The 21,063-nt window shown below is 64.1% G+C and carries 19 protein-coding genes; 10 read left to right on the top strand and 9 right to left on the bottom strand.

Features of this window, described 5'->3' with window-relative positions; translation table 11 throughout:
* Positions 1 to 8: 8 nt before the first annotated feature.
* The 5 genes from J3A64_RS00295 (at position 9) to J3A64_RS00315 (ending at position 9,314) form a co-directional block, all read left to right on the top strand.
* Positions 9 to 2,108, top strand: coding sequence for an Hsp70 family protein (locus J3A64_RS00295; RefSeq protein WP_210063373.1), 2,100 nt, complete (start codon positions 9 to 11; stop codon positions 2,106 to 2,108).
* A gap of 3 nt (positions 2,109 to 2,111) precedes the next feature.
* The gene (locus tag J3A64_RS00300; protein ID WP_210063374.1) at positions 2,112 to 4,196 is read left to right on the top strand and encodes a LuxR C-terminal-related transcriptional regulator; all 2,085 of its coding nucleotides are present in this window, start codon (positions 2,112 to 2,114) and stop codon (positions 4,194 to 4,196) included.
* Between the two features lie 174 nt (positions 4,197 to 4,370).
* Positions 4,371 to 5,792, top strand: coding sequence for an IniB N-terminal domain-containing protein (locus J3A64_RS00305; RefSeq protein ID WP_210063375.1), 1,422 nt, complete (start codon positions 4,371 to 4,373; stop codon positions 5,790 to 5,792).
* A gap of 133 nt (positions 5,793 to 5,925) precedes the next feature.
* A complete protein-coding gene (locus J3A64_RS00310) occupies positions 5,926 to 7,842 on the top strand; it encodes a dynamin family protein (RefSeq protein ID WP_210063376.1) in 1,917 nt (638 codons plus the stop codon).
* Positions 7,839 to 9,314, top strand: a complete 1,476-nt coding sequence (locus J3A64_RS00315) for a dynamin family protein (protein WP_210063377.1) — start codon at positions 7,839 to 7,841, stop codon at positions 9,312 to 9,314. The genes J3A64_RS00310 and J3A64_RS00315 overlap by 4 nt, the downstream gene beginning before the upstream one ends.
* Here J3A64_RS00315 and J3A64_RS00320 read toward each other — a convergent pair.
* Together J3A64_RS00320 and J3A64_RS00325 are read right to left on the bottom strand one after the other, a co-directional pair.
* Positions 9,295 to 9,897 carry a hypothetical protein gene (locus tag J3A64_RS00320; protein ID WP_210063378.1) on the bottom strand — a complete coding sequence of 201 codons (603 nt, stop codon included), beginning with the start codon at positions 9,895 to 9,897 and terminating at the stop codon, positions 9,295 to 9,297. The genes J3A64_RS00315 and J3A64_RS00320 overlap by 20 nt on opposite strands.
* Positions 9,898 to 9,903: 6 nt before the next feature.
* On the bottom strand, positions 9,904 to 10,344 hold the full coding sequence (locus J3A64_RS00325) for a PLD nuclease N-terminal domain-containing protein (RefSeq protein WP_014922629.1): 441 nt from the start codon (positions 10,342 to 10,344) through the stop codon (positions 9,904 to 9,906).
* 87 nt (positions 10,345 to 10,431) lie between these two features.
* Between J3A64_RS00325 and J3A64_RS00330 the strand changes: the two genes are divergently transcribed.
* Positions 10,432 to 10,743, top strand: a complete 312-nt coding sequence (locus J3A64_RS00330) for a DUF4229 domain-containing protein (RefSeq protein WP_011775902.1) — start codon at positions 10,432 to 10,434, stop codon at positions 10,741 to 10,743.
* 76 nt (positions 10,744 to 10,819) lie between these two features.
* On the opposite strand, the gene J3A64_RS00335 is transcribed toward J3A64_RS00330, so the two are convergent.
* From J3A64_RS00335 to J3A64_RS00355, 5 genes are all read right to left on the bottom strand, one after another.
* Positions 10,820 to 11,701 (bottom strand): 1,4-dihydroxy-2-naphthoate polyprenyltransferase, encoded by an 882-nt coding sequence (locus J3A64_RS00335; RefSeq protein WP_011775901.1) that lies wholly within the window; start codon positions 11,699 to 11,701, stop codon positions 10,820 to 10,822.
* Between the two features lie 59 nt (positions 11,702 to 11,760).
* Complete coding sequence (locus J3A64_RS00340) at positions 11,761 to 12,900, bottom strand: AMP-binding protein (protein ID WP_210063379.1); 1,140 nt, start codon at positions 12,898 to 12,900, stop codon at positions 11,761 to 11,763.
* 7 nt (positions 12,901 to 12,907) lie between these two features.
* The gene (locus J3A64_RS00345) at positions 12,908 to 13,870 is read right to left on the bottom strand and encodes a 1,4-dihydroxy-2-naphthoyl-CoA synthase (RefSeq protein WP_014922627.1); all 963 of its coding nucleotides are present in this window, start codon (positions 13,868 to 13,870) and stop codon (positions 12,908 to 12,910) included.
* A gap of 21 nt (positions 13,871 to 13,891) precedes the next feature.
* Positions 13,892 to 14,329, bottom strand: coding sequence for a VOC family protein (locus tag J3A64_RS00350; RefSeq protein ID WP_014922626.1), 438 nt, complete (start codon positions 14,327 to 14,329; stop codon positions 13,892 to 13,894).
* A gap of 69 nt (positions 14,330 to 14,398) precedes the next feature.
* A complete protein-coding gene (locus tag J3A64_RS00355) occupies positions 14,399 to 15,127 on the bottom strand; it encodes a CPBP family intramembrane glutamic endopeptidase (RefSeq protein WP_210063380.1) in 729 nt (242 codons plus the stop codon).
* A gap of 51 nt (positions 15,128 to 15,178) precedes the next feature.
* On the opposite strand from J3A64_RS00355, the gene J3A64_RS00360 reads away from it, so the two are divergent.
* From J3A64_RS00360 to J3A64_RS00370, 3 genes are read left to right on the top strand one after another with little or no spacing between them, the layout of a single operon-like run.
* On the top strand, positions 15,179 to 16,123 hold the full coding sequence (locus J3A64_RS00360) for a metal ABC transporter substrate-binding protein (protein ID WP_011775896.1): 945 nt from the start codon (positions 15,179 to 15,181) through the stop codon (positions 16,121 to 16,123).
* Entirely contained in the window at positions 16,120 to 16,854 is a 735-nt protein-coding gene (locus tag J3A64_RS00365) for a metal ABC transporter ATP-binding protein (protein WP_011775895.1), read from the top strand. The genes J3A64_RS00360 and J3A64_RS00365 overlap by 4 nt, the downstream gene beginning before the upstream one ends.
* Positions 16,855 to 16,857: 3 nt before the next feature.
* Positions 16,858 to 17,721: a metal ABC transporter permease gene (locus J3A64_RS00370; protein WP_307807151.1), complete on the top strand. Its 864-nt coding sequence runs from the start codon at positions 16,858 to 16,860 to the stop codon at positions 17,719 to 17,721.
* A gap of 6 nt (positions 17,722 to 17,727) precedes the next feature.
* Here the strand turns inward: J3A64_RS00370 and J3A64_RS00375 are convergent, their stop codons facing one another.
* Complete coding sequence (locus J3A64_RS00375; protein WP_210063381.1) at positions 17,728 to 18,591, bottom strand: DUF4097 family beta strand repeat-containing protein; 864 nt, start codon at positions 18,589 to 18,591, stop codon at positions 17,728 to 17,730.
* On the bottom strand, positions 18,591 to 19,097 hold the full coding sequence (locus J3A64_RS00380; RefSeq protein WP_014922622.1) for a hypothetical protein: 507 nt from the start codon (positions 19,095 to 19,097) through the stop codon (positions 18,591 to 18,593). Before J3A64_RS00380 ends, J3A64_RS00375 begins: the two co-directional genes overlap by 1 nt.
* 202 nt (positions 19,098 to 19,299) lie before the next feature.
* Between J3A64_RS00380 and J3A64_RS00385 the strand changes: the two genes are divergently transcribed.
* Positions 19,300 to 20,982: an ABC-F family ATP-binding cassette domain-containing protein gene (locus tag J3A64_RS00385; RefSeq protein WP_210063382.1), complete on the top strand. Its 1,683-nt coding sequence runs from the start codon at positions 19,300 to 19,302 to the stop codon at positions 20,980 to 20,982.
* The last annotated feature ends 81 nt before the right edge of the window (positions 20,983 to 21,063 follow it).

Here is a 21,063-nt window from a genome sequence, read left to right on the forward strand (position 1 = left end):
AGGTAACCATGAGCTATGTTCTCGCCATTGACGTCGGGACAAGTTTTACAGCCGCAGCCCTTGTTAAACCCCAGCAAGGACCCGCTCCGACCCCTGAAATTCTTTCGCTGGGATTGCATGGCAGCGCCGTGCCCTCGGTGCTGTTTTATGCCGACGACGGCAGGATCCTGGTTGGCGAAGCGGCCGAACGTCGCGGCTTGGACGACCCCCAGCGCATGGTGCGGGAGTTCAAACGCCGGATAGGTGACTCCGTTCCCCTCGCTGTCGGTGAGAGCTGGCTGGCCCCAGAAGACGTGTATGCAACCATGGCCCGTTGGGTGGTGGACAAGGCCGAAGAGCGCGAGGGAAGCGCGCCGTCGTCGATCATCATGACGCACCCCGCAGCATGGGGGCAGCACCGCACCTCCCTGGTCCTGGCAGCGCTCAACATGGCGGGTCTGCAGGACATCACCCTGATCAGCGAGCCGGAAGCGGCGGCCCTTCATTACGCCTCCCAAACGCGTGTTGAGGACGGCAGCATCATCGCGGTGTATGACCTGGGCGGCGGTACTTTCGACACCGCCGTCCTGCGCAAGGCCGGAGCCGGGAACTTTGAACTACTGGGCCGTCCGGACGGCATTGAAACCCTTGGCGGCGCCGATTTCGACGCCGCCGTCCTGCGCCACGTGATGGGTCATGTTGGTGACGCTGCGGTGATGGATCCGGGTTCTCCCGGGACGTTGGCCGCCCTGTCCAGGTTGCGGCGGGAATGCCGGGAAGCCAAGGAAGCGCTGTCCCTGGACAGCGAAGCCAGCGTTGCTGTTTCCCTGCCCGGCACCCAGCTGTCCGTGAGGCTGGTCCGCTCCGAGTTCGAGGCGATGATCGAGGCCCCGGTCCGGGACACAGTGGACGCCCTTGAACGCAGCCTGCGGAGCATCAACCTTGGAGCCCAGGACCTGAGCGCCGTGCTGCTGATCGGCGGATCGTCCCGGATTCCACTCGTGGCAGAGCTGATTTCCGTGGAACTGGACCGTCCCATAGCCGTGGACGCCGATCCCAAATCGTCCATTTGCCTTGGTGCTGCCGTAGCTGGTCTGCGTTCCAGCGGGGCGGGTGCCGTGGATGCCGCGGCCGGCGCTCCAACCCTGGCTTCCGCGTCCAAGGATTCCGTTGCTGGCGGGAGGCCGCACGTCCCGGGCCGGGTTCCGGCATTCAGCCACCCCAAGGCGGCGTCGGCCAAGCCCGGTCGGCACGCCCCACGGCCCCGGGTCCGCATGGCAGCAGCAGCCGCTGCGGCCGCAACCGCGCTCACCATAGCGACCGCCACCGCAGCACAGAGCCCCGAAGGCACCGGACTGCTGGCAACCGTGTTCGGAAACCAAGCGGCCGATGTCATGCGCGACGGCGGTGCGCAAGCTTCCGGTGCGCAGGCTTCCGGTGCGCAGGGCGGCAGCGCTGCAGGAGGCGCCGCCGGTTCGGCGCCCGTGATGGGAGGACCGGCTGCGGGGCTCGAAGCGAGCGCCAAGGCCGGGGTCACGAGGGCTGGATCCAACGGACGGGCTCCGGTCAGGCAAGGAACAACGAATTCGGGTGCAGCGAACGCGGGGACAGGCAGCGCGAGCACCGGTTCAGGGAACACTGCAGGGGCGGGCGCTGGCGGCACCACCGCTGGTACAGTCGCCGGCGGGACAGGGGGCACCACCGCGCCGGCCGCCCCGGGAACGGGGACCACCGTGCCGGGCACCCAGGCCCCAGGCACGCAGACTCCGGGCACGCAGACGCCGCCAACAACCCCGGCCCCTGATCCCACAGGAGGTGCCGCGAGCGGACCAACACCCGATCCGAGCACTCCGCCTCCCACCACACCACCGGTGGTGGTTGAGCCCACGACGCCACCGGTCATCGAGCCAACAACACCGCCCACCACTCCGGCAGATCCAGTTACTCCACCACCATCGCCGGAACCCCCTGCACCGCAGCCCGAGCCCACAGTGGTCCAGGACCCTCCGCCGCCGTCACCGGAACCAACTCTGCCGCAGGAGACCGCACCGCCGGTCACCCCGGACCCTGCACCTTCACCAGCGGAAACCAGCCCTACTCCGGATCCAGCGCTGCTCTCGGCGGTCTAACCCATGACGGGACAGGACCATACGCCCGGGCACTTTCGGCCCGCGGCAGACGATCACCCCCTGAACCAGACCACAGAGACCCGGGGCACAGATATTGCTCCCACGCTGACGGGCGCGACTGCGGCAGTCCGCGAGCTGCTCTTGGCATTGTCCGTGGGGTTCTCCATCCCGTCGCCCCTGCCTGACAGCCTGGGAGACCACCACCTGGTGGACCATGGAGGGCTGGACTCGATCATTGCCGCAGCCAAGGACGCCGGGCTGCTCTCACCGGACGGGTCCGTGGTGGGTACTGCACGGTACGCCCTGCTGAAGGGAACACCCGCTGCCCGCATCCGCGCGCTTCAGAAAGAACTGGTGGACAAGACTCTCCAGGAGGGTCAGGCGTTGGGGGAGCTAGCCCGGGACCTTGCGAGGAGTGGGTTCAAAAACCCCCGTGTTGTGGCTGAGCTCGAAAAGGCTGCGGACGCTGTACTGGAAACCGACCCAGCACAGGCCGCCGAGCTCTACTCCGAAGCCCTCATGGCAGGGGGAAAAGAACTGGCCACAGCTGCCAGGCGCGCCCAGGCCACCGCGGCCACCGGTGACCTGGACTCCGCAGGCAGGATCGTGGATCGACTCCTCGCGATGCCTGAGCCGCCCGACCTTCGCCTGGGAGTGGATGTGGCGGCCGCGGTCTGGGCGCAGCGTGGAATGTTGTCTCGGAGCGCCGATACTTACAGCTGGCTGGGATCAGACAGGATCGACGGTTCGGCCCCGCTCGCTGCGGTGGCCATGATTGGTTCGGGAAATTCTGTGGGTGCCGAAGAGTTGCTGGCAGTTGCTCCGCCGAGTGGTTCGCCGACGCTCCTGGCAGTGGCTTTGTCACTGACGCAGGAAGGGCTGCGCCAAACCTTGGGGCCCGCACCCGAACTTGCGTTGCCTGAACTCATCAGGGCCTCGGACATGATGAATGCGGCAGGTACCTCGATCCCCTTGCCGGAGACACCCAGCGCGCTGGCCGCCTTATGCGCCCTGCACAGCGGGGAACCGGGGGTAGCGGACACAGTGCTCAAAGCCGCGCTGGCTGGAGGCCAAGGCGGCGATGCTGCCCGTCCCCGGCTGTTCCTGCTGCGGGCATGGTCTTCCATGCAGCAGGACAACGCCGACGAGGCACGCCTGGCCATCAACGAGGCCGTCAAGGCCAACCACTGGCCCTTGGCGCCCCGGGATGAATTCTTATTGGCGGCCTTGGACGTGGGCCTGGCCCGGCGGGGCAGCGACGTGCACGAGCTTGTGCTGGCGTGGGACAAGGCCCGCGAAGCGATGATGCACGTCTCCGTGGATCTCTACAGCCTTCTGCCGTGGGGTGAACTGATGATCACCGCGGCGCGATTGCGGGAATCCAGGAGAGTTTCGCATTATGTGGAGGGTGCTTGGGACTTGCTGGGAAGGCTGGGCAACCCGCCCTTGTGGTCAGTGCCGCTGCACTGGGCGGCCGTGCAGGCGGCGTTGCTGAGCGAGGACCCGGCCGGTCTTGCACCGCACGCGGCAGCCTTGGTGCGGGCATCGGAACACAGCCATCTGGCGTCCGTGCTCGCCGCTGGAGGCAAGGCCTGGGTGTCTGTCCTGGCTGGCCGCTTCGAAGCGTCCGACGTCGAAACAGCGGCCCGCGGGTTGGCCGCCGTCGGGATGCCCTGGGAAGGCGCACGTTTGGCGGGCCACGCCGCAGCGCATGCGGACGAACGGCGCGACATGGTGAAACTACTGGCTTGCGCCAGGGACATCCACCCCCAGAGTGCGGCTCCGTCCGGCGGAGCTTCAGAGCGGCAGGAGGATGTCCACACCGCCGTCGTCGCCCCGCCCGTCATGGACAACGGGGGTAGTCCCGGGAACCCTGATTCTTCAGGGCTTAGCGCCAGGGAACGGGAAGTGGCCCGGCTCATCCTGGAGGGCAAGACCTACCGGGAAATCGGCGAGGCCATCTACATTTCGCCCCGCACGGCAGAACACCACGTGGCACGCATGCGCCGGCGCCTGGGCGCCGAAAACCGCTCTGAACTCCTGGTCCGTCTCCGCCTGGCGTTGGGGGAGGGGTACCCGCCTCCGTAGCGGCAACCCCCTCCACCCCCTAACGCAAAACCACACCATCCCCTAACGGTGAGGCAGCCGGTAGGGGGACCACCCCCGATGCCCGGTCCCCAACCGCGGCAATAGTTTGGATTCAAGCCCGGCAAAGGCGCCGGGCGAATCATTATCCATCACAGAATTTGAGGGAGCACTCCAATGCCTACACTCGCACAACAGCTCGTGCAGTTCCTGATGAGCCTGTTCAACGATCCTGAAGCAGCCGAAGAATTCGTACGGGATCCCGAAGCAGCGCTCGCAGCGGCCGGCCTCCGTGACGTCTCTTCGGCCGACGTCGACGCCGTTCGCCCGGTGGTCCTCGACTACGCACCCATCAACGCCCGCTCGTCCTTCGACCGCGAATACAACACCGGCGGCAACCACGCATCGACGGGTGGCTGGGGTGGCCGTGACGACGATGATCATGACGGTGGCGGCCACGGCGGTGGCGGTGGTGGCTGGGGTGGCCATGACGACGACGATCATGACGGTGGCGGACACGGCGGTGGCGGTGGTGGCTGGGGTGGCCATGACGACGACGATCATGACGGTGGCGGACACGGCGGTGGCGGTGGTGGCTGGGGTGGCCATGACGACGACGATCATGACGGCGGCGGACACGGCGGTGGCGGTGGTGGCTGGGGTGGCCATGACGACGACGATCATGACGGCGGCGGCCACGGCGGCGGCGGTGGCGGTGACTGGGACGACCATGCACATGCCGTCCAGCAGCTGGTCCACGTAGTAAACAACTACTCGTACACCACCACGATCGACGACCGCGACACGATTACTGACCAGTCGGTCAACCAGAACATCTGGGCCGACGGTGACGTAGTCCAGTTGTTCGACAATGAGGCCGTCATTGCTTCCGGCGATGGTGCAATTGCAGCCGGCGACGATGTTCGGGATTCCGGCAACACCACTACAACAACCACTACAACAACGACGAACACCGACGATCATTCGTTCAACATCAATGAATCGGGCCCTGGCGACGTTGAGGTCGGCAACACGGACATCGAGATCAAGGATTCGTTCAACGACAACTCCGATAACTCCGTGACCAAGGACTCCTACAACACGGACGTCGACGTTGACGTGGACATCGAGGACTCCTTCAACGAGGACAACTCGGTGGACAATTCGCACACCAATATCCACAACACGGATTCGTTCAACAAGGACTCCTACAACAACGAGACCGAACTGGAAGTCGGCGACGTGGACGTGGAGTACACGAACATCGAGAACTCCACCATCATCAAGGACAACGAGGTGGATCTGGAGTACACCAACGATCACTCCACCAACGTGGAATTGGAAGACGTGCAGGTCAACTACGACTCCACGGTGATCCAGGACAACGAGCTGGAGATCGACAACTCCAAGGAAATCGATGTCGAAGACGTCCAGGTCAACTACGATTCCACGGTTGTCCAAGACAACGAGTTGGATGTTGAATACACCAACGTGGAGGACAACACGGTCATCGCCGACAACGAACTCGACGTGGATGTGGAGTACAACGACATCGACGATTCGATCGTCGTCGCCAAGAACGATGTGGAAATCGACTAGCACCAACGAGTTCCACACGATGTAACAACAAGAAGCACAACGCGTTACCCCCAGCAGTGCCCGGCAGGCGGCAAACCGTCTGCCGGGCACTTCGTGGCCTCATCGGCGAGGCAGGCAGAGCAAAGGACAGACCGTGGCGGAAACAGGACGCATGACCACCTTGGCGGAGCAGGGCATGGCGCTGGTGGGAGACCGGAACGACCTCCGTCGCCGACTGGAAAACACCCTCAACCGCCTGCGGGATCCAAGCGTTCGCGTGATCGTGGTGGGTGAGTTCAAACAGGGAAAGAGCCAGCTCATCAACGCCTTGGTGAACGCACCGGTCTGCCCCGTTGATGACGACATCGCCACCTCCGTCCCTACCGTCGTACGGCAGGGGGACCCGGCGTCGGCCGTTGTCCTGGTTCCCAGGAAGGACGGTACCGGACCCGAGGCTGAAGGTGAGACCGGCGGATCCGAGAACGGCTTGGAACGGCAACCCGTGCAGCTGGAACAACTCGCGGAATACGTTTCCGAAAAGGGCAACCCGGGCAACACGAAGAACATCGTGGCAGCCGAGGTTTCCCTGCCCCGGAAACTGTTGTCCGGGGGCCTGACAATCGTGGACTCTCCGGGCGTTGGCGGCCTGGGCTCAACACACACACTGACCACCTTGACTGCGCTGCCCTCGGCGCACGCCATGGTGTTCGTCTCCGATGCTTCCCAGGAGTTCACCGAGCCGGAAATGCGGTTTCTGCGTCAGGCGATGCGCATCAGCCCGAACGTCCTGTGCGTATTGTCCAAAACGGACCTTTACCCCGCGTGGCGCCAGATCGCGGACCTGGATCAAAGGCACCTGGCTGACGTCGGGCCCGATATTCCGCTGTTTCCGGTGTCCTCGGAACTTCGTCTGCATGCGGCGCGGCTGCAGGACCCGGAACTGAACGCCGAATCGGGGTTCCCGGCGTTGATCGGCCATGTGCGGAACAACATTGTGGGCGGGGCGGCCAGAATGCAACGCAGATCCGTGAGCAACGACCTCTTGTCCGTCACCGATAACCTCAGGCTCGCCCTGCAGTCGGAACTTGGAGCCTTGGAAAATCCGGCAGGAACTCCGCAGATGATCGCCGGCCTGAATGCGGCCAAGGAGGATGCCGATGCGCTGCGCAAACGCTCCGCGCGGTGGCAGATAACGCTCAACGATGGCATCGGTGACCTGATCGCCGACATGGAGTACGACCTGCGGGACCGGCTGCGCAGGATTCAACGCGAGGCCGAAACAGCCATTGAGCAAGGCGATCCTGGACCCGCGTGGGAGCAGTTCACGCAATGGCTGGAACAGAGCACGGCGGCAGCGGTTTCAGATACTTTCGTGTGGACCAGCGAGCGTGCTCAATGGTTGGCCACACAGGTTGCGGAGCACTTCTCAGAAGAGGAGGTGGCCCTCCCCGCATTGAAAGTGTCCGATACCGGCGGCGTACTGGACCCCGTGGCCGACATTCAGCACATGGAAGACGGCCGGCTGGGGCCTCTGCAGAAGGTGCTGATAGGGATGCGGGGGTCCTACGGCGGAGTGCTGATGTTTGGCCTGCTGACCGGCATTTTCGGTATGGCCCTCATCAACCCGCTGTCCGTTGGAGCAGGCCTGATGTTGGGACGCAAAGCATTCAGGGAAGATAAAGAGGCCCGACTCAAGCAACGGCAATCAGAAGCCAAAGTCCTGGTCCGAAAGCACGTGGATGATGTGGTGTTCCAAGTGGGCAAACAGCTCAAGGACAGGTTGCGGTTGGTCCAGCGGGCCACGCGGGACCACTTCACGGAGATTGCCGAGGAGCACCACCGTTCCCTGACGGAATCCGTGGCGGCCGCGCAGAAAGCGGCAGCTACGTACGCGGTGGAGCGGGACATGAGAATCAAAGAGATACGGAACCAGCTCAAAGCCGTTGACGCCCTGGCCAAGTCCGCTCAGCAGCTGCTCGAAGAGCCGCCCGTCTCCCGGCCCGACACTGGATCCCAGCCCGGCACCACCTCCCTCCCCGGCGCCGCGACCTCGCCGATCCCGGCGGGATGATCGACACGGGCATCGCCGGAGCCTCGGACCTGCTCCGGCAAGCAAGGGAGATCTTCCACGGCGACGCAGCGGCTCTCGCGGTGGTGGACGAACTCGAGGGCAGGCTGGAAGGGCCTTTGCGCATAGCCGTGGCCGGCATGGTGAAAGCCGGCAAATCAACGCTTCTCAATGCGATCATCGGGGAGGAAATAGCGCCCACTGATGCCGGGGAATGCACGCGGATTGTTACGTGGTACCGCTACGGACACACGCCCAGGATCACGCTCCATCCCCTCATCGGGGAGCCGCAAGCACTCCCTGTCACCCGTGAAGATGGCCGCTTGGTGTTCAATTTGGGCCAGGTCCGGGCCGAGGATGTGGAACGGCTGGTGGTGGACTGGCCAACGGCCAGCCTGCGGGAGCTGACGCTGATCGATACGCCGGGGATCGCCTCGCTGTCCCACGACGTGTCAGGCCGGTCCACGGAATTCCTCCTCCCCGAAGACGCCCCCATGGCCGCCGATGCCGTCATCTATCTCATGCGGCATCTCCACGCCTCCGATGTCCGGTTCCTGGAATCCTTCAAGGACACCGCCGCGGGCCAATCCGGGACAGTCAATGCCTTGGCCGTCCTGTCCCGCGCCGATGAGATCGGCGCAGGAAGAATCGACTCCCTCATTTCCGCCGCAGTGATCGCCGATAGATACAGCCGGGACCAGAACCTCAGGCCCCTTGCCCTGGGCGTCGTCCCGGTTGCCGGCTTGCTGGCGCAGAGTTCGCGGACCATGCGCCAAGGCGATTTCGAGGCCATGCAGCTTTTGGCGCAGATGGACAGGAAACAGAGGGAAAGGCTGATGCTGTCAGCGGATCTCTTTGTCCGCGCCACCGAACCCGAAGGACTCGGTCAGGCAGCAAAGACGTCCCTTGTGGAGAGGTTCGGTCTGTTCGGGATCCGCCTTGGTGTTGCCCTGATCCGGGGCGGTATCAGCAATCCTACGGAACTGGCCCATGAGCTCTCACGGCGCAGCGGCCTTGGCCAGCTGCTCGATAACATCGCCTATTTGTTCCAAACGCGCGCGGACGCACTCAAGGCGCGTGCCGTCGTCGTGGGTTTGGAAGCCTTGCTGCGCAATTCGCCACGGGACGTCGCGCTGCTGCTCGAAGCTAACTTGGAAAAACTTCAGGCGGGCGCCCACGAGTTCCGGGAATTGAAACTCCTGGCAACGCTGCGGACTGAGGGCTCAAGCCTGACTCCGGAGCTGTCCGCGGAAGCTGAGCAGCTGGTAGGTGGACGCGGCAGCACGCCCTCCCTGAGGTTGGGCTTGGATCCGGGGGCAAGCCCGGAGCAGATCAGTGAGGCGGCACGAAACGGCCTGAACCGTTGGCGGTTTATCGCGGAAAACCCGCTCACTGAGCCGGCCGCACTGGACGCTTGCCGCGTGGTGGTCCGTAGTTGCGAAGGGATGTTGGCCGCTATCCCCGCCGTTCGCTGAGCAACCAGTTGGTGGTTGACGGGAGGAACAGCAGGATCAGGCCGGCCGCGGCCAGGATGAACTGGGCCGCCAACAGCACTATGGTCAGGGTCCCGTCCGCGCCTGGGGTCACCACAAAGTCGGCAGTGATGACCGTGACTACCGCATGCAGGAGGACCAACGGGGCCAGTGCCCAGCGAGCCCAGATGCGGCGTCTGAACAGGACCGCCAGCAGGATCGCTTCCATGGCCACCACTAGCGCAAGCATGGTGAGGCTGCCAAGGAACACGACGGCGGTGGCCCCCTCCAGAGCGTCCGCGTCGCCGTCGGGAACCATGCCTGAGATGACGCCCTTCAGGCGTTCGAAGTGGGAATCACGGCCGAGAAAGCCTGTCACCACTACGGCGATTCCGGCCACGAAGCTCGCCACCCACAGGGAGCGGGACAACCGTGCGGCTCCGGGAGGCCGAACAACCGCCGCTATGGGCGGGGGAGTGGAGAGGGAAATGCCTGGTCGCGGTGGTGGTGCGGAGGGTGATGTGGGCCCGCTGGCTGATGGTGTGGAGGAAGGTGACTGCCGTGATCCATCAGCTTGCTGGGCCATGTTTCCCTACTTCAGCTCGTCGGTGTCATGGGGATCCGGCTCGGTGCGCTTGACGTCGCCGGCTTTGAAGCCATTGTTTTTTGCGTCGCCGCTGCCGTCGGTTGGCTTGTCCCTAAGTTCGCGTTCCTTGGCTTCATGGTCCGCCTTGAGCTTCTTCAGGCGATCGTCTTCGGCCTGGTTGCGGCGCCGGGTTTCCAAGTTGCGGAGGAATTCGGGGTCGTCGTCCGGGGCTGTGGGCTGGCGGCGGACGGGCTTGGCCGTGGGCTTGCCGTAAGGCCGGCCGAAGATGAACCAGAGGATTGCGCCCAGCAACGGCAGGACGATCATCACAATGATCCACGCGGGTTTGGAGATCCCGCGTGTTTGGTGGCCGTCGGTGCGAATGACGTCCACCAGGGCATAGACAAAGATGACTAGAACTATGACGACGCCTACAACCCGGAGCATGCACCAAGTCTAGTCGCCGGAAGCCAAACACTGGACGCCCGTTTCCGGCTGTGATCAGAGTGCAACCATCCGGGCGGCTAAACTTGGATGGTGGCTTTCCTGAAGTATTCCCTCATCCGTCTGGCGCTGTTCGCGCCGTTGCTCGTGCTGTTCGCTTTTTTGGGGGTCGGCTGGATCCTTGCGGTCATCTTCGCGGGGCTGATTGCTTTCGCCATCAGCTACCTGTTCTTCCAGAAACAGCGCGACGCCGCCACTGCAGCCATGCGCGAACGTTTCTCCGGGCGGGCCAAGCCCATCCGCACCGCCGGCGAGGTTGAAGACGCCGCCGCCGAGGACGGCCTGGTGGAGAAGAACCCGGATATTGCCGTTAACAACGACAAACGCCCAGGCACCCTCTAGAAGTTTTTTTGTACAGATAACGCCCCTAAGAGAGCTTCTTAGGGGCGTTGTCTGTTAGAGACTCGAACGGAAAGACTCAGAAGCCGCGGCTCAGGATCAGTCCCAGCGAGAACAGCAGGCTGTAGCCGAGGTTGATCAGGCCCGTCTGCTTGAGGACCGGGATGAGGCTCTTGCGCTTCTTGCCGTTCACCATGAGCCACGCCGGCATCAGGCACGCAGGGATCAGCAGCAGGACGATCAGCATCCACGGCTTGGTGGGTGCCAGGACGATGACCAGCAGGATGGCTACGGCCAGCATCAACACGTAGCTTTCGCGGGCGTGGCGGTCACCCAGCCGGACGGCCAGGGTCCGCTTCCCGGCGGCCGTGTCCGTGGGGATGTCCCTGACGTTGTTGGCCATCAGCAGTGCGCAGGCGATGAGCCCCGTACCGATCGCGCCGATGACCGCTGCGAGGCTGACCTGGCCGGCCTGGGTGTAGGTGGTGCCGAGGGTGGCCACGAGACCGAAGAACACGAAGACAAAGACGTCGCCCAAGCCCAGGTATCCGTAGGGATTCTTGCCGCCGGTGTATCCCCACGCCGCCAGGACACAGCCGATGCCTACCAGGATCAGCCACCAGGTCTGGGTAATGATCACCAGGATCAGGCCGCAAATCATCGCCGCCCCGAACAGGGCAAACGCAGCCCACTTAACTTGCTCCGGTTTTGCGGCGCCGGAACCAACCAGGCGAAGGGGACCCACTCGGTCCTCATCGGTGCCGCGGATGCCATCGGAGTAGTCGTTGGCGTAGTTCACGCCGATTTGAAGCAGGAGAGCCACGAGTGCCGCGAGGATCGCGTTCGGCAGCCGGAAAGCCTGAAGCTCGTACGCCGCTGCCGAACCGATGAGGACCGGCGCGATGGCCGCGGGCAGTGTGCGGAGCCGGGCTCCTTGAATCCATTGTGCAGCTGTCGCCACGTGTAGTACCTCGTGTATTTCGCGGTTGATCGTTAGTCAGGCTCGGGGGAAGAACTTGTCTATTGTCCCTGATGCAGATTGGAAAGCAGGTCAATCATGGCCATGCGGTCCGGCTTTCCGTTCGGAAGCATCGGCATTTCCTTGTTTGCGAGCACCGTCTTGGGCGCCAGGACCCCCAATGCTTTCTCACGGCGGGCAGTGAATCCCTTCAGGCCCTCGGGCGAAGGATCGGTCACCGCAACATAGGCTGCCACGGCCTGGCCCCACTCGCGCGACGGGACGCCGGTCACGAAAGCCGCAGTGACGCCGTCGAGCTCTTCCAGCTTGCCCTGGATGTATGCGGCCGAGGCCTTGACGCCGCCGGTGATGATCACGTCATCGGCGCGGCCCAGCACGGTGAGTTTGCCGTCGTCGGATAGCTCGCCGAGGTCGCCGGTGATGTACCAGCGGACGTCGCCTTCCTCGACGAATGCTGCCTTTGAGGCGCGGGCGGCGTCCAGGTAACCGGCCGCCACGGTGTCGCCACCCAGCAGGATTCGGCCTTCCAGTTCGCCCTCACCGATCCGGACCTCGACGCCGTCCAGCGGCTCGCCGTCGTACACGCACCCGCCGCAGGTCTCGGCTGAGCCGTACGTCGTCACAACCTTGAGCCCTTCGGCGTGGGCGGCGGCAAGGAGTTCAGCCGATGCTGGGGCGCCGCCCAGCAGGATCGCGTCGAAGCGACGCAGCACGGCAAGGGTTTCCGGCGTGGGGGAGTCCAGCAACCGCTGGAGCTGCGTGGGCACCAGGGACGTAAAACGGATCTTGTCCGTGAGTTCCTCTGCTGCTGCAGTGAAGGCCTCGGGCGTGAAGCCTTTCGACTGGTCCATGACCCACGGACGCGTGCCCGCATACAGCGAACGGACCAGCACCTGAACCCCGGCCACATACTGCAGGGGGAGTGCCAGCAGCCATTGGCCTTCGCCGCGCAGGGCCACGGCAGTGGACACTGAGGAGGCCGCGAGGGCATCAACGGTGAGGATGGTTGCCTTCGGCGTCCCCGTGGAACCGGACGTGCGGACCACCACTGCTGCGTCGTCGACGCCGGTCTCCACCGGAACCGCCTGCGGCTCGCCGTTTTCGTCCACCACGATTTCGACGGCGGGGCCCTCGCCATGGAGGGCGGCCATCAGGGCTTTCAGTACAGGATCGATGTTCACGGTGGTCCTAGAAGTAGTAGGGGAAGTTGGACCAGTCGGGGTCGCGCTTCTGGAGGAACGCTTCTTTGCCCTCCACGGCCTCGTCCGTCATGTACGCGAGGCGGGTGGCTTCGCCGGCGAAGACCTGCTGCCCGGCAAGGCCGTCGTCAGCCAGGTTGAAGGCGAACTTGAGCATGCGGATGGCCTGCGGTGACTGGCGGGCGATGTCCGCGGCGTACTCCAGGGCCACTTCCTCGAGCCGCGAATGGTCAACTGCCTCGTTCACAGCGCCCATGCGGACCATGTCATCGGCAGAGTATTCACGGGCGAGGAAGAAGATCTCCCGCGCGGCTTTCTGCCCGATCTGGCGGGCCAGCAGCGCAGAGCCGTATCCGGCGTCGAAACTTCCCACCGTGGCGTCCGTTTGCTTGAACTTGCCGTGCTCGCGCGAGGCGATGGTGAGGTCGCTGACAACGTGCAGGGAATGACCGCCGCCGGCTGCCCATCCATTGACGACGGCGATGACCACTTTGGGCATGGTTCGCATGAGCCGCTGGACTTCCAGGATGTGGAGGCGGCCTGCGCGGGCGGGGTCGATAAATTCAGCCGAGTCCCCAGCAGCACCTTCTACTTGGTAGCGGTACCCGTCACGGCCACGGATCCGTTGGTCCCCGCCCGAACAGAACGAGTGGCCGCCGTCCTTCTCGGACGGGCCGTTGCCCGTGAGCAGGACCGTGGCGACGTCGGGTGTCATGCGGGCGTGGTCCATGGCGCGGTAGAGCTCGTCCACGGTGCCCGGGCGGAACGCGTTGCGGACCTCTGGGCGGTTGAAGGCGATCCGGACTGTGGGAAGGTCCTTGACTGAGCCGTCCGTTGAACGCTCAACCTGCCGGTGGTAAGTCATGTCTTTGAAGTCGTCGAAGCCGGAAACTGTGCGCCAGCGTGAAGGGTCAAAGACGTCGGAAACCTTGGCAGGGAGTTGGTTGTTCACAGTCCGAGTCTAGTAATGGCCTTAGCTGATGCAGAACTCGTTGCCCTCGGGGTCGGCCATGGTGTGCCATTCGTGGGGGCCTTGGTTGGCGGTCCACAGGTGCTTGGCGCCGCGGGCTTCGAGCTGTTTCCGCACGTCATCCTTGTCTCGTCCCTCCAAGCGGACGTCCCAGTGCACCCGGTTCTTGACGGATTTTGGGTTGGGATCCGTTTGGAAGAGGATCCGCCGGCCGGTGTTGGGGTCTGTGTCTTCGGCGGGGACGATCGCGCAGCCCTCTGCCCACACCAGCTTGCCGTTGTGTGTGATGGTCTGGTCTTCGGTTGCGTAGCCTTGCTCGATCATGGACCGGATGAACCCCTCGTCCTGGGGTTCCACGTTCCACTCAAGGGTCTCAGCCCACCAGTCGGCGAGTTCGTGCGGCTTCTTGCAGTCCACTACTACCTGGATGTTGAGTGTCATGCTCTTCAAGCTATTCCCGACGGCGGGTGGCTGGGTAGGGTGTTGCGGTCACCTTCAGTCCGGGTTCCCCTAGTTCGGGAGGAGTTCCGGGGGGATCGCGTAGATGAGGACCACGGCCATGAGGTTCTTGGCGGCGTGGACAAAATAGGAGAACATCAGGTTCTTGCCCGTCCACACATAAACCGCCACGAGCACCACGGCCATGCCCAGGTACGGAGCCAGCGCAGACATAGCCAGTCCTTCGCGGCCCACCACATGGATTGACGCGAACACCACCACGGAAATCACGCAGCAGAGCCAGATGTTCAGGTACTGCGACAACTTGCCGATCAGCAGATGCCGGAAGAGGTACTCCTCCACAAACGGTCCCAGGATCACCAGCAGCGGCACCATCAGCCAGGCCGGCACCTGTTGCAGCAGCCCTTGGATGCCCAGTTGATTCTCGGAGCTTTGCGCCGTCCCGAATGCCGCAACCAGAACGGCCGTGAGAATCAGCATCACCACGATGGCCAGCGGAACCATGGCCAGGGTGAACCATGGACGGGTTCCCAGGATTTTGAGGTCCCGCCGGGCTACGCGCCAGGCAGACGCCACGGCGAATATTCCGACGCCGGCATAAAAGATCGCGTTGACGGCATAGGACGCCGTGGCCGGGTCCGCAAACAGCTGCAGCATCAGCCGGTTGAGCGTCTCGCCAGCCAGCAGGAAGTAGGCGGTGAAGCCAACGTATGCGGCCACGGCAATGGCGTCCAAGGCGGTGAATCTGTACAAAGGTGCCTTGGTGGATGGAGTGCCCATGTGACCAGCCTAGCTTTGCCGACTGGCACTTGCGTGGCTACACTTTTCGGTATGCCTAACTTTTCGTTTCGGCGCGCCAAAGACGTCCGCCGTTTCGCTGCTGTCCTGACCGCGATCTCACTTGCCCTGGGGGTCTCCGCCTGCGGAGGGAACTCATCCGCGGGGGGTGATGACAAGCCCGTTGTCCTGACCACGTTTACTGTTTTGGCTGATGTGGCCAAGAACGTTGCGGGGGACAAGCTCCGCGTGGAGTCCATCACCAAAGCCGGAGCTGAGATCCACGGCTACGAGCCAACGCCGGGGGACATCCGCAAGGCCGCCCAAGCTGACCTTATCTTGGACAACGGACTCAATCTCGAGGCCTGGTTCGCCCAGTTCGTGGAGGACTTGGATGTGCCGCACGCGGTAGTTAGTGACGGGGTGGACGTTATGCCCATTGCCGAGGATTCCTACCAGGGCAAGCCGAACCCGCATGCGTGGATGTCGCCCAAGAATGTGCAGATCTACGCTGACAACATGGCCAAGGCCTTCGCCAAGCTGGATCCTTCCCACGCTGCCGAGTTCGAGGCCAACGCCAAGGCTTACAACGCCCAGCTCCAAACCGTGCAGGACGAGATGGTGTCCAAGCTCTCCGTCCTTTCGGAGAAGCAGAGGGCGCTGGTCACCTGCGAAGGAGCATTCTCCTACCTGGCCCGCGATGCCGGCCTCAAAGAGGTGTACATCTGGGCTGTGAACGCGGAGCAGCAGGCTACACCGCAGCAGATTACGCGGGCCATCGAGTTCGTCAAGGACAACCAGGTTCCGGCGGTGTTCTGTGAGTCCACGGTGTCCGACGCACCCATGCAGCAGGTTGTCGGAGCCACTGATGCCAAGTTCGGTGGGGTGCTCTACGTTGATTCCCTCTCTGAAGCGGACGGGCCCGTACCCACCTATCTGGACCTCATGCGCCATGACGCCAAAGTCATCACCACTGCACTCACCGGAGGAACGCCGTGAGCACTCCCGCGATCGCTGTTGAGAACGTCACCGTCCACTACGGTGAGGTCCTCGCCTTGGACTCTGCGTCCCTGACCCTGGACCATTCGCGGATTTGCGGCTTGGTCGGTATGAACGGCTCCGGCAAGTCCACCCTGTTCAAGGTCATCATGGGCATGGTCAAGCCGGATTCCGGCCGGGTGCTCATCAACGGGCAGCCGCCGGTGAAGATGCGCAAGGAAGCCGGCATCGGCTACGTTCCCCAAAGCGAGGACGTTGACTGGGCCTTCCCGCTGTCCGTCCGGGATGTGGTGATGATGGGCCGCTACGGGCACCTGGGATTCACGCGCCGGCCCCGCAAAGCGGACAAGGACGCCGTCGAGCATGCTTTGGAACGCGTGGAACTGAGCGAGTACGCCGACCGGCAGATCGGGCAGTTGTCCGGCGGGCAGAAAAAACGGGCCTTCGTGGCCCGGGGCATCGCGCAAGGTGCCACCATGATGCTGCTGGATGAGCCGTTCGCGGGCGTGGATAAGCGGTCCGAGGCCACCATCACCAGGCTACTCCGCGAGCTGGCCGAGGACGGCGCCACCATCCTCATCTCCACTCACGATCTCCACGCCCTGCCGCAACTTTGCGATGAAGCAGTGTTGCTGATGCGCAAGGTCCTCATGCATGGAAGTCCTGATACCGTGCTCCAACCGGAGAACCTGGCCATGGCCTTCGGCCTCGACGTCATGAACAGGGGCTAGGCCGTGGAATTCCTCCTTGAACCTCTCAGCTACGACTTCATGGTCCGGGCGCTTGCAACTACGGCCATCGCCGCCGTGGTCTGCGCGGTCCTGAGCTGCTGGCTCGTCCTGATCGGCTGGTCCCTCATGGGCGACGCCGTCTCGCACGCGGTGCTTCCCGGCGTCGTCCTCGCGTACATTGTGGGTGCGCCCTTCGCGCTGGGTGCGTTGGTGTTCGCGCTGATCGCGGTGACGTTGATCGGGGTGGTACGGAATACCAGCCGGGTGAAGGAAGACGCGGCGATCGGCATCGTGTTCACCTCGCTGTTCGCGCTGGGCCTGGTGCTGATCTCCGTGACCCCGAGCCAGACTGACTTGAACCACATCATCTTCGGGAACCTGCTGGGCGTCAGCATCCCGGACCTCATCCAGGTGGTGGTCCTGGGCGTCGTGGCGTTTGCGATCCTGATCCTCAAACGACGCGACCTCACGCTCTACGCGTTTGACCCCACGCACGCCCACGCCATCGGCTTGTCACCCAAACGGCTGGGCGCCTTGCTCCTGGGCCTGCTGGCGCTGACCTCCGTGGTAGCCCTGCAGACCGTGGGTGTGGTGTTGGTGGTGGCCATGCTGATCATCCCGGGTGCCACGGCCTACCTGCTGACCGACCGTTTTTCCCGGATGCTGGTGATGGCGCCCGTGATCTCGGTGGTGTGCTCCGTCGCCGGCATCTACCTCAGTTATTACCTGGACACGGCGTCGGGGGCCATGGTGGTGCTCACTCAAGGCGTGGTGTTCGCCGTCGTGTATTTGTTCAGCCCACGGCAGGGGCTCATCGGTACGCGGTTGGCGAAGGCCCGCCGGAAGCGGGCCGTCGCCACGGCGTAGCGACCGCTACCGTACGCTGACGGGTGAGCGCTTCACAGTGATGTCGCCATAGGCGTTGCGTGCGCGGATTTCCACCGTGTCCGTGCTTTCACCGGGTCCGCCGGTGGGTTCGAGGGTATTGCGCACGCGTCCGTACTTGGTGCTGAGGTCCAGCCAGGCGGCGGTGCCTTCACGTACGCCGACGGCGAGCGTCCCCGCGGCGGTCTGGACAGTGAGGCTACCGGCGGTCACTTCGCCCACGGTGATGTCACCGTTGGATGCTTTGACGGTAGTGGACAGGCCAGCCCGTTCAAGGGAGACGTCGCCGTTGGCTGCGCTAACGCTGAGCTCACCGGAAGCCTGCGAGATGTAGGTGCTGCCGTTGCCGTTTTTTACGGTGGCAACTCCGTCAATGTCCCGGATGCGGATCTTGCCGGAGCCGGTCTTGATCCGGGACCTGCCCGAGGCGCGCTCCACAGTGACGTCGCCCATGTCTGTGTGGGCACGGAGCTCGCCGCAGTAATCGATGCGGATGTGACCCAAGTCGGTCTTCAGGTCGGCGGTGCTGAATTCGCCTTCGCAGCGGAGATCGCCCATTCCCGACTTCAATTCCAGGCTGCTGCCTACGGGAACTTCCACGGTGACCTCCACGGCGCCGCCGTCGCTGAACCAGGTGTGGCGGAATGGGGGGTGAAGCCTGACCTGCAAGCGGCCGTCCGTGTAGTCCACCGTGGTCTGCTCAGCCATTCTGACGTCCAGGCTTCGCTTGGGCTTGCGGGGGCGGATAGTGACCTCGGTGTCCTTGCGGTCACCGGCCACGATCCAGATATCGGCGCGGACAGAAACATCAACCACGACGGCGATTGGCTGGGGAGTCTCAAAGGTTGCCATTAGCGTGCCCATCCTGTGAAGTTCTGCTCGCCGGGTTCGCGGAGGGAGCTGCGTTTGCTCGAGTGGCCGCCGTTGAGCGCCTCGCCGACGGCCCGGACCAGCCATGAGTTCACGGAGAGGCCGTCCTGGCTGGCTGCTTCTTCGACTTGCTGCTTGAGATAGTCGGGAAGCCGGAGCGTGGTGCGTGAGGTGCTGGCGCCGTCGAGATCCTCGGCCGCTACGGTGCGTGCCGAGCGCTCGTTGACTGCCTCGAAGTCCCCACCCTGCGGGCTGCTCACCACGAACTCGGGGTCGCGGCCGCGGAGCCTGAGCTCCACCGAGCCGGGAGCGAGTTCCAGCGTGATCTCGCTTGCGGCCTCCGAGAGCGCCTCCAAGAGGACCAGCCTGACGGTGGCTTCGAGGCCTGCCGTGAGGCGTTCGCTGAGGGCGCGGGCTTCCGGCCCTCCTGCTTCGGCGGCGGTGTCCAGCTGGTGTTGGACTGAGGATACGTACTGGTTCAGCTGCATGACACCATTATGACGCCACACTGGTGTCACATCAATGCTTTTTTGCGCTGAATGGCACCAGCACTGGTGTCTCGGGTTGACGCGGTCCTTTTTGCCGGGCAGTCTTGAGCGATGAAGTCTTGAGCGCAGCCCCTCTTCCCGGCTGCATCCCCAGTACCCACACGGCTTTCTGCCATCCACTGCGGACTTGCGAGGATCCCTCTTGACTGACCACCTTCACCTTTCCGGCGTTTCCCACGGCTACGGGGACCGCGAACTTCTCCACGCCGTAGACCTGACGATTCACCACGGCGAACACGTGGCAATCGTCGGCGAAAACGGCGCGGGCAAATCCACCCTGCTCCGGCTCATGGCGGGCGTTGAAACGCCCGACGACGGCACGGCAGGTCTGTCCGGTAACCCCGGCTACCGCGTGGGTTACCTCGCGCAAACCCATGGACTCGCTGAGTCGCTGACCGTAGGCGATGCCATCGACACTTCCTTGGCTTCGCTGCGTTCCTTGGAGGCGCGGATCCTGGACCTCGAAACCGGCCTCGCCGACGCCGACTCCGAGGAACTGGAGCTCTACGGAAGCCTTCAAACGGAATACCAGCTCCGAGAAGGCTACGCCGCCGAGTCCCGGGTTGAAGCAGCGCTGGACAAGCTGGGGCTGGGAGGCTTGGACCGCCGTCGAACGCTTGGATCCCTGTCCGGCGGCGAGCAGGAGCGGGTAGCCCTCGCCTGCTTGCTGGCAGACCCGGCCGAAGCGTTGCTCCTGGATGAGCCCACCAACCACCTGGATGCCAACGGCACCGCCTGGCTCGAATCGCGGCTGGCTGCGCACCGCGGAACCGTGGTGGTGGTCTCCCACGACCGTGTCCTGCTGCGGAAAGTGGCCACCACCATCATCGAAGTGGACGCTGACCGACGGTCCGTGAACCGCTACGGGAACGGATACGAAGGCTACCTCCGGGAGAAAGCGGCAGAACGCGCCCGGTGGGTCCAGGAGTACGAGCAGTGGCTGGACGCCATGGCCGCCGAACGCCTCCAAGCCGCCACAGTTGCGGACGGCATGGGCTACGGCCGCAAGCGCGACAACGACAAGATGGCCTTCGGCTTCAAAACAGGCACGTGGCAGAGCGCGGCAGCAAGCAAAGTCCGCAACGCCCAGGAACGGCTCCGCAGGCTCGAGGAGAACCCAGTGGACAGGCCGCCTGTGCCACTGAAACTGGCAGCACCGCTTCGGGCGGCGGCTCTGGCCGTTTCCGAACCCGCGCTGGAGGCCCGCGGCGTCAGCTCTCCCGGGCGGCTCCAGCCCACCCACCTCAGGGTGGAAGCCGGACAAAAAGTGCTCATCACCGGGCCCAACGGGGCCGGTAAGTCCACGCTGCTGTCCATCCTTGCCGGAACACTCGAGCCAACCACCGGGACCGTCACAGTGAACGGCAACGTGGGTTACCTGCAGCAGGAACTGGAGGTGCCGGCCCGGCCGGGGCTGCGCCTGCTTCCGGCGTTCGCTGCGGGGCTGGGCGGAAACATCGACGAACATGCTGAGGGCTTGCTGCGGCTGGGCCTGTTCCGGCCCGCTGAATTCCATGTTCCCGTGGGAGGTCTCTCAGCCGGGCAACAGCGCCGGCTCGCCATGGCCCGCCTCCTTCTAGGCGGGTACGACACCATGATCGTGGATGAGCCCACCAATCACTTGGCGCCAGTGCTGGTGGAGCAGCTGGAGGCAGCGCTCGCTGTATTTGCGGGGACTCTGGTGATCGTGAGCCACGACCGCGCGCTGGGGGAATGGTTTGACCGCTGCGCTCGTGCCGACGTCGCAGGCGAACACCGCAATGGTCCGGTCGGGGCGGGCGGACACTGGGTCAGGTACGGGATGCAGGGCGGCGAACTGCTGTAGCGGGCGAGCGGCTGTAGCTGGCGAGCGGCTGTTTGCGAGCGGCCGTGGTGAGCCGCCTGCAAAGTGATCGTTACCCCCTGT

Source organism: Pseudarthrobacter sp. PvP004 (assembly GCF_017876035.1).
Classification (GTDB): Bacteria; Actinomycetota; Actinomycetes; order Actinomycetales; family Micrococcaceae; genus Arthrobacter; species Arthrobacter aurescens_A.

Coding starts and splice junctions, on each gene's coding strand:
- J3A64_RS00295 (WP_210063373.1), top strand. CDS start 9: ATGAGCTATGTTCTCGCCATTGACGTCGGGACAAGTTTTACAGCCGCA.
- J3A64_RS00300 (WP_210063374.1), top strand. CDS start 2,112: ATGACGGGACAGGACCATACGCCCGGGCACTTTCGGCCCGCGGCAGAC.
- J3A64_RS00305 (WP_210063375.1), top strand. CDS start 4,371: ATGCCTACACTCGCACAACAGCTCGTGCAGTTCCTGATGAGCCTGTTC.
- J3A64_RS00315 (WP_210063377.1), top strand. CDS start 7,839: ATGATCGACACGGGCATCGCCGGAGCCTCGGACCTGCTCCGGCAAGCA.
- J3A64_RS00320 (WP_210063378.1), bottom strand. CDS start 9,897: ATGGCCCAGCAAGCTGATGGATCACGGCAGTCACCTTCCTCCACACCA.
- J3A64_RS00325 (WP_014922629.1), bottom strand. CDS start 10,344: ATGCTCCGGGTTGTAGGCGTCGTCATAGTTCTAGTCATCTTTGTCTAT.
- J3A64_RS00330 (WP_011775902.1), top strand. CDS start 10,432: ATGGTGGCTTTCCTGAAGTATTCCCTCATCCGTCTGGCGCTGTTCGCG.
- J3A64_RS00350 (WP_014922626.1), bottom strand. CDS start 14,329: ATGACACTCAACATCCAGGTAGTAGTGGACTGCAAGAAGCCGCACGAA.
- J3A64_RS00355 (WP_210063380.1), bottom strand. CDS start 15,127: ATGGGCACTCCATCCACCAAGGCACCTTTGTACAGATTCACCGCCTTG.
- J3A64_RS00360 (WP_011775896.1), top strand. CDS start 15,179: ATGCCTAACTTTTCGTTTCGGCGCGCCAAAGACGTCCGCCGTTTCGCT.
- J3A64_RS00375 (WP_210063381.1), bottom strand. CDS start 18,591: ATGGCAACCTTTGAGACTCCCCAGCCAATCGCCGTCGTGGTTGATGTT.
- J3A64_RS00380 (WP_014922622.1), bottom strand. CDS start 19,097: ATGCAGCTGAACCAGTACGTATCCTCAGTCCAACACCAGCTGGACACC.